The sequence below is a fragment of the Psychrobacter sp. T6-1 genome (genome assembly GCF_052258445.1).
The window spans coordinates 1-7,473 of the sequence record NZ_JBQQFC010000110.1 but is presented as its reverse complement, the minus strand read 5'-3'; the positions used below and the strand labels follow the sequence as shown (position 1 = coordinate 7,473).

Sequence of the window (7,473 nt, the reverse complement as noted above, 5' to 3'; positions counted from 1 at the left end):
CTCATTACCCAACTGCCATTTTTCAGCGACTTGCAGAGCATAGTCAAATATAGGCAGACCGTTAGTTGTCGGTACAATGACGACAGCGGCTTGCGCGTAGCCTTGTTGATAGATATTACGCAGTTGCGCCTCTAGGCGTAGCTTCTCTTGTGGGTTTAGGATATTAGCCTGGTCAACGACTGGGTTGTTCAGTATTAGCTTATCAGCATCGACACTTTGCGCATTTGATTGAATAGGCGTCGGCGCAGGCAGATTTGCGCCAGCATCATTATTAGCATTGGGCGCGATCGCCTCGTTACCTAAAGCTTCATTACCTAAAACGGTGCCACTAATCGCATCATTACCCAGTACCGCATCATTAATGGCTTCGTTAGACTCGCCCGCCTTAGCGATGGCTACTAGCTCTTCAACACTACGGTTTTGCAGGTTTGCCGATGATTCTGTTGCCCCTGCCTGATTAGTAGCCACATCATCTGCAAAACTTATTGGCGCATATAGGCTGCCCCACGCTAAGAGGATGGCAGTCAAGCATGGTTTTAGATTTTGCATAATGTATTTACCATCTATAGATTGAGTCAAACGATAAGTCTAGTTGCCATATTGCTATAAAGCACTACTCACCAAAATCAACATCGGGCGCAGTAGATATTGCGTCTTCGTTAGCAACCGTGAAGTTGGGCTTGGTATCCATACCAAACACTTTGGCAGTGATATTGGTTGGGAACTGGCGTACTGTAGTGTTGTAGCCTTGAACTTCTTGGATGTAGCGATTACGCGCAACTGCAATACGGTTTTCAGTGCCTTCTAACTGCGCTTGCAAGTCTTGAAACAAAGCATCAGATTTGAGCTCAGGATAACGCTCGGACACTGCCATCAAACGTGACAACGCCCCTGTCATCTGCGACTGCGCCTCAGCATAACGCTCCATCGCTTCAGGGTCGTTGAGTAGCTCAGGCGTTACCGTAATGCCGCCTGCTTGTGAGCGCGCGGCGGCCACTTCTGTGAATACTTCTTGCTCTTGATCAGCGTATTGCTTCACCACTTTGACCAGATTTGGCACCAAATCATCACGGCGCTGATATTGGTTGACCACCTCAGACCAAGACGCGGTTACTTGCTCGTCTTGCGATTGTAAGTTGTTATAACCACAGCCTGACAGACCAATAGTAGAGGTTGCTAGTACGGCTGAGAGTAGCATAGGTTTTATAAAAGAGTTGCGTGACATAAAGGTCGCTCCTGATTGTTAATCGTTAGTCATTATTTATATAGTAGTTGTTGAGCAAACTGGCATAGATTTCATAGCCTAAATCATAAGTTATCATCACCAGTAGCTTATGCTGGTAATGATGACGTCATCACTAGACTTTTACAATTCGCCGTTACCAAAACACAACCGCGTCATCAGATAAGCTCTCGTACTAATTATTTGTCTAAGAGCTTATTAGTACTGCATGGTAGAGGATAAGACTAGTTAAAAGAGTATTGATAAGTACAGTCATAAGCTCTAAAACTCCCGTTTAATCATACTTTACCAAAACTTAATAGACACCTGTTTATTTAATCACTTTTAACCTTTGTAATTCACAGAAAATTCTAGTAATTAAAGTAAAAATATGGCAAATTGCAGTTACGTTACTGTATGGTTTGCATACATTTGGTAGTTAATTTGTTATATAGCTGGCATTAGTAGTAAGCAAGCTTTTGATATGTATACTATTTTTAGTCAATTACTATTCAAAATAACTACTTTTATTAAATGCAAATGTAAGTATCCATTACAGTGTAAAATATATTAGATGCCTAGTAGCGATACTATGCATTTGCTTTCAACATTCCCTTTTTTATCTATTGATGTCTTGTTGCTCGTTTTGTCGTTAGCAACTTGGTGTCGATACCACTGAGTCTAATATCAATATTGATGTCATTATTTAATATCGATACTAATCTTGGTAGATAAATACAGACAACCATAGCCTACTCTCAATAGTACAAAAAACACTTAGGGACTTGCTTGAAGCTAACAGCAGGTTCACTGAGTCAAGGCTTATTGAGACAGCTTTAGGAATATATAATATGGAAAGTTTAGTCAATCTAGCAAACGGAATTATCTGGAGCCCGGCACTCATTTACTTATGCTTAGGTGCAGGTTTATTCTATTCTATCTTAACGCGCTTTGTTCAAGTTCGCCTGTTTGGGGAGATGATCAGACTACTATTTAAGGGCAAACCTGACAATGCAGGTATCTCATCATTTCAGGCCCTAGCCGTATCACTGGCAGGCCGCGTTGGTATGGGTAACATTGCAGGGGTCGCCGCTGCCATCGGTTTTGGTGGTCCTGGTGCGGTGTTCTGGATGTGGGTTGTGGCCTTTTTGGGCGCCTCAACCGCTTATGTTGAGTCAACCTTAGGTCAGATCTACAAAGAGCGCGACGTGGTCACTGGCGAGTACCGCGGTGGTCCAGCTTACTACTTTGAGCGTGCTTTGGGTCAAAAATGGTATGGTATCTTGTTTGCCATTGCTTCGATCATCGCTTGTGGTGTGTTCTTACCCGGCGTACAGGCCAATGGTGTTATCAACGCTGTGGCTCAGGTTGCAGGTGAAGGCTCAGCAATGAACTTCATGGGTATGGAAACAGGATCAACTCGCCTAATCGCTCTTGGTATTATCCTAGTGGTTTTAGGTTTTATCATCTTTGGTGGTATCAAGCGTATCGCAACCTTTACTGAGTATGCCGTTCCGTTTATGGCAGTCGGTTATATTATTCTTGCGCTACTGATCATGTTTGCAAACTTTAGCATGATTCCACAAGTATTCGGTGCTATCGTTGGTGATGCCTTTACCGCGCAAGCAGGTTTTGGTGCCGCTATTGGTTGGGGCGTGAAACGTGGTATTTACTCTAATGAAGCCGGTCAAGGTACAGGCCCTCACGCTGCATCAGCAGCTGCGGTCGATCACCCAGCACAACAGGGTTTAGTACAGGCATTCTCCGTCTACGTTGATACTCTGCTTGTTTGTTCTGCAACTGCCTTTATGATCTTGTCTACTGGCATGTACAACATCCAAGGCGAGTTACCTGATGGTCAGTTCTTGGTTCAAAACGTCGCGGCGACTGTTGAGATTAACTCACCATCGTTTACACAAATGGCGATGGAATCAGTCTACGGCACCTTTGGTAACACGTTCATTGCGGTAGCGGTATTCTTCTTTGCCTTTACTACTATCTTGGCATACTACTACATCGCTGAAGTGAACATCTCCTACCTCACCCGCTCTATGGGTCGCGGCGCGAGTAAAGCCGGTCAGTTCATCGTTAAGCTTATCATCATGTTTATGGTGGCATACGGCGCGCTCAACAGCTCAGGTTATATCTGGGGTCTTGGTGATGTTGGTGTTGGCTTGATGGCTTGGCTCAATATCGTCGGTATCATTGTTATCTTCTTTGTGGCACGTCCTGCTATCGATATCCTACGCGATTACGAAGCACAGCTCAAAGCGGGCGGCGGTACAACTTCTAAAAGATTCGTCTTTGATCCTAAGAAATTTGGTATCAAAAACGCGACTTATTGGGAAGAGCGTCATCTAGCAGAGCAGCAAAGAGTTGCAGCTGATCCCTTGCGTAAAGATCTTAAGTAATCTCTACGTATTAACACAAAAAAACCCGAGATTAAGTTTCGGGCTTTTTTGTGGATGTTGTATAAACCATTCAAAGATATAAAAGATAAGCTATAAAAAGATGGACAACAAAAAGCCCAACTACTAGAGCTGGGCTTTTTTCGTATTAAATAGTAATCGTATAAAATAACAGTTATCTAAACCAATAGTTACTCTGGCATGAGTACCGCATCGATAGTGTGCACTACGCCGTTGGTCGCCATAATATCGGTACCAGTAATATTAGCAGTGTTACCCGCTGCATCAGTGATAACGTTAGCATCGCTGATATTGATAGTAGCACCATTTACGGTAGTAACATCTGTACCGTATGGAATCTCAGCTGCCATAACGACCATAGGTAGGACGTGATAAGGCAGTACGCTATTTAGCAAATCAGTGTTTGCTAAAAGCTCTTCTTTAGTGACGCCAAGCTTTTCAAGTACTGGTGCAAACGCATCGTCAGTAGGGGCAAATACCGTATAAGTACCTGCATCCATTAGCATAGTATCTAGGCCAGCTGACTGTAATGCTGCAGTCAAGATAGTTAGATTGTCATTACCTGCTGCAATTTCAGCAATACTTTGAGTTGCCATAGTGTCAGCCATAGGATCGGCTTCTACCATTGGCTCTGCCATAGGTTCAGTCTCGACCATCGGCTCAGTTTCAACCATTGGCTCTTCGACTGGCTCAACAACGGTTTCGGTATCGTTACAGGCAACTAAAGTTACTGCAGATGCCGCGATAGCTAGTGATAAAAATGTTTTCTTTAACATAAAAATTTCCTTTTAAAACAAAATTGAGTCATACCTCATTTATAGATAAGTAACCGTACAAATGATGGATTAGACTTTGTGTTGATGAATGGATGGATTAAACAAAACAAGCGGATGGTTTAATGAATCGCTGACATCTACCGAGACATCAGCTCTTTTACAGTAATGGCTTACAATCAATTTAGTAGTCTATTGATCTGACTACGCTATCAACTTAGCTGCGCTATTAACTTAACCTAATACAGTAATTATTGTGGCATTAAAACTCTGTCAATAACGTGTACAACGCCGTTGCTCGCTGCGATATCTGTTTTGATAATGCTCGTCGTACGACCCATCTCATCCATCAATTTACCTTGTGGCGTAATGACAAGAGTGTCGTTGCTCAGCATAGTATAGTTACCTGGCTTCACATGCTTTTGATATACTGGGGTGTTACCCTTGATCACATGATAAGTCAGAATTTTGGTCAGTAATGGCTTGTTTGCAAAGAGTTGCGCCTTTGTCATGCCAGTCTCTTGTAGTGCTTGAGCGAAGGCGGCATTGGTTGGGGCTAATACGGTATAGCTTGCGCTCGTATCAGACAGTGCGCCAGCTAAACCTGCAGCTTGCACCGCTTCTACTAAGATAGAAAAATCAGCATTACTCTGCGCAATTTGAACGACATTCATATCTGACATGGTCTGATTTTGCATAGCTTGTTTTTGCGCTGGCGTTTTCATAGGCATAGAGTCAGCTGCCATCATATTATTACAGGCACTCAATCCTAATAAAGACACTGCTAAAGTACTGATTGTAGCGATTTTAGTAAGTTTCATATTCGTATCCCTGATTATTTTATTAACGGTTATATGCTTAGTATGTCCTATATAAGGTAGTTATTCTCAAAGTTAAGAGAACTTGATTAAAAATTTTAATCATATTCAACAAACTTATAAGTAGTACTAATGAGAAGCAAATCCTTATAAACGTAAATTAACATATTGGTTCGAAGTGTCACTCTGTGTTTACGCTACTTTTTGTAATACCCCTGTAAGTTATGTCTGTTTTTTACCCTAATTAGCAGATTTTGTAGAAACTTGCTCTTTATTTGCTCACTCTCGTAAACCGCTTAAAATGCTTATAGAAGGGTATGGCTAGCAACGCCTGCTCGAATACGCCAATTTTCATGTTAAAATGCGCTAACTTTTAATTCTGCGCTTTTGCACTTATCCCTTTATAACATCAATAACATAAGCCTTACTCCTATGACATCGACAACGCCTCAAAACGATAGCAAGCAGCAAACCACTACTTCTAGCGATGATTTTGTATTAACGCCGCCTAGTGTATTCCCTTATAAAGAACAACAACTTACGGCACGCACCCGCATTGAAGCTGAAATGGCAAAACGTATTTTGATGCTCGATGGGGCGATGGGCACTCAGATTCAGACCTATAAATTAGAGGAAGAAGATTATCGCGGCGAACGCTTTGCTGGTATTGAGCAGGACGTACGTGGTAATAATGATTTGCTCGTGCTGACGCAGCCGCAGATGATCAGAGATATTCATAATGACCACCTCGCTGCTGGCGCTGATATTATCGAGACCAATAGCTTTAATGGTACGCGATTATCGATGGCGGACTATGATATGGAGTACCTCGTACCAGAGCTCAATATCACCGCTGCTCAGATAGCGCGCGAGGCCGCTGATGGGTTTACGGCAAAGAATCCTGATAAACCGCGCTTTGTCGCAGGCGTCATTGGTCCAACATCGCGCACGTGTTCGCTATCACCTGATGTCAATGATCCCGCTTATCGTAACGTGACCTTTGATCAGTTAGTGGACAACTACCGCGAAGCCACCCTTGCACTGATCGAAGGCGGTGTTGATATTATCTTGATTGAGACTGTGTTCGATACGCTAAATGCCAAAGCTGCGATATTCGCCGTCACTGGCGTCTTTGATGATATTGGGTTTGAGCTACCCATTATGATCTCAGGTACCATTACCGATGCGTCAGGTCGCACCCTATCAGGTCAAACGGCAGAAGCCTTTTATAATTCAGTACGTCACGCCAAGCCACTATCGGTAGGTTTTAACTGTGCACTCGGTGCCGATGCGCTGCGCCCGCATATTCAAACGCTCTCCAATATTGCTAATGTCCACGTCTCAGCCCATCCCAATGCCGGCTTGCCTAATGAGTTCGGTGAATATGATGAGACTCCTGAGCAAACGACAGCCTTGCTCGAAGGCTTTGCTAAAGCGGGTATTTTAAACATCGTTGGCGGCTGCTGTGGTACCACCCCTGAACATATTCGCCTAATCGCTGAGATGGTCGCCAATTATTCGCCGCGTGTTATTCCTGAGATTGCGCCTGCCTGCCGTTTGTCTGGTCTTGAGCCGTTTAACATCACCCCTGATAGCCTATTTGTCAACGTCGGCGAGCGTACTAATGTCACAGGCTCAAAGAAATTCTTGCGCTTGATCAAGACCGAAGCCTATACCGAAGCACTAGACGTCGCCCGCGATCAGGTCGAGGGCGGCGCGCAAATCGTCGATATCAACATGGATGAGGGTATGCTCGACTCCAAGCAGGCGATGATACATTTTGTCAACTTGGTCTCAGGTGAGCCAGATATCAGCCGCGTGCCGCTCATGATTGACTCCTCGAAATGGGACATCATCGAAGAAGGACTTAAACGCACGCAAGGCAAATCGGTGGTCAACTCTATCTCACTCAAAGAAGGTCACGAAGAATTCGTTGAGCGCGCTAAGCTGTGTATGCGCTACGGCGCCGCGGTTATCGTCATGGCATTCGACGAGGACGGTCAAGCCGATACCTTTGAGCGCAAAACTGAGATTAGCCAGCGCAGCTACGACGTACTCGTTAACGAGGTCGGTTTCCCATCTGAAGACATTATCTTTGACCCCAATATCTTTGCGGTCGCCACCGGTATCACCGAGCACAACAATTATGGCGCAGACTTCATCAACGCCACAAAATGGATCACGGACAACCTACCTAATGCGATGGTATCAGGCGGCGTCTCTAACGTCTC

General features: G+C 44.1%; 6 protein-coding genes. 2 read left to right on the top strand and 4 right to left on the bottom strand.

All coding sequences use genetic code 11. The features are described from left to right. On the bottom strand, window positions 1-549 hold a 549-nt coding region (locus tag ACTXGO_RS07595; protein WP_443573920.1), incomplete at its 3' end, for a TPM domain-containing protein. 64 nt (window positions 550-613) lie between these two features. Next, window positions 614-1,225: a LemA family protein gene (locus ACTXGO_RS07590; RefSeq protein WP_317200839.1), complete on the bottom strand. Its 612-nt coding sequence runs from the start codon at window positions 1,223-1,225 to the stop codon at window positions 614-616. An 848-nt stretch (window positions 1,226-2,073) separates the two neighbouring features. Here ACTXGO_RS07590 and ACTXGO_RS07585 point away from each other — a divergent pair. After that, on the top strand, window positions 2,074-3,633 hold the full coding sequence (locus ACTXGO_RS07585) for an alanine/glycine:cation symporter family protein (protein ID WP_317200838.1): 1,560 nt from the start codon (window positions 2,074-2,076) through the stop codon (window positions 3,631-3,633). A gap of 188 nt (window positions 3,634-3,821) precedes the next feature. Here the strand turns inward: ACTXGO_RS07585 and ACTXGO_RS07580 are convergent, their stop codons facing one another. Further along, window positions 3,822-4,427 carry a fasciclin domain-containing protein gene (locus ACTXGO_RS07580; protein ID WP_435950327.1) on the bottom strand — a complete coding sequence of 202 codons (606 nt, stop codon included), beginning with the start codon at window positions 4,425-4,427 and terminating at the stop codon, window positions 3,822-3,824. A gap of 248 nt (window positions 4,428-4,675) precedes the next feature. After that, window positions 4,676-5,245, bottom strand: a complete 570-nt coding sequence (locus ACTXGO_RS07575; protein ID WP_317200836.1) for a fasciclin domain-containing protein — start codon at window positions 5,243-5,245, stop codon at window positions 4,676-4,678. A 564-nt stretch (window positions 5,246-5,809) separates the two neighbouring features. Between ACTXGO_RS07575 and ACTXGO_RS07570 the strand changes: the two genes are divergently transcribed. Continuing rightward, the coding region (locus ACTXGO_RS07570) for a homocysteine S-methyltransferase family protein (protein ID WP_443573922.1) at window positions 5,810-7,473 on the top strand (1,664 nt) is incomplete at its 3' end.

Bases quoted from the DNA above. Each gene is read 5' to 3' on its own strand.
- ACTXGO_RS07590 (WP_317200839.1), bottom strand. From the start codon at position 1,225: ATGTCACGCAACTCTTTTATAAAACCTATGCTACTCTCAGCCGTACTA.
- ACTXGO_RS07585 (WP_317200838.1), top strand. From the start codon at position 2,074: ATGGAAAGTTTAGTCAATCTAGCAAACGGAATTATCTGGAGCCCGGCA.
- ACTXGO_RS07580 (WP_435950327.1), bottom strand. From the start codon at position 4,427: ATGTTAAAGAAAACATTTTTATCACTAGCTATCGCGGCATCTGCAGTA.
- ACTXGO_RS07575 (WP_317200836.1), bottom strand. From the start codon at position 5,245: ATGAAACTTACTAAAATCGCTACAATCAGTACTTTAGCAGTGTCTTTA.